Annotated in this window: 1 protein-coding gene; it reads left to right on the top strand. The window is 58.9% G+C overall.

Going from position 1 to position 644, the window contains the following annotated elements:
• Nucleotides 1-644, top strand: a 644-nt coding sequence (locus AWB68_RS45875; RefSeq protein ID WP_510183584.1) for an NO-inducible flavohemoprotein, incomplete at both ends; no start/stop codon positions are given.

Raw genomic sequence — 644 nt, 5'->3', positions numbered from 1 at the left:
CCTTTTGAGGTCGCGCGCAAAGTTGATGAAAGTGAGGAGATTTCATCGTTCTATCTCGTGCCCACGGACGGAAAGGATCTCCCTCCTTTCGAACCGGGCCAGTTCGTAAGCGTCAAGCGCTTTGTCGGCGAACTCGATCTCGAACAGCCGCGCCAATACAGTCTCTCGGATGCACCGCACGGGAAATGGCTGCGCATTTCCGTGAAGCGCGAGGCCGCGGGCGACGATGACACCGCAAAACCGGCCGGCCGAATTTCCAACTTGTTGCATGACGAACTGCATGCTGGAGGGCACGTCGAGGTGAGCGCTCCATATGGCGATTTTGTCCTGGACCGTACCAAGCGAACGCCTGTTGTTCTGGTGAGCGGCGGTGTCGGTACCACTCCGATGGTTTCCATGCTGGCAACCGTCGTGATGGATTCCCCCACACGCCGCGTCAGCTTCCTCCATGCTTGTCGAAATCGCCGCGTGCACGCCTTTCGGGAATGGCTCGACGACGTCGTGGCGGATCATCCGAATGCGTCCAAGGTCACGTTCTACGAGGAAGTCGGGCCGAACGACGTGCAAGGCAGAGACTACGATTTCATCGGACGGCTTGACCTCGCAGCGATCCGCGAAGCGGTTCTGCTTCGCGACGCTGATTA

It is taken from the genome of Caballeronia choica, from assembly GCF_001544535.1.
GTDB classification, from domain to species: domain Bacteria; phylum Pseudomonadota; class Gammaproteobacteria; order Burkholderiales; family Burkholderiaceae; genus Caballeronia; species Caballeronia choica.
This window is presented reverse-complemented; position numbering and strand designations above follow the sequence as displayed.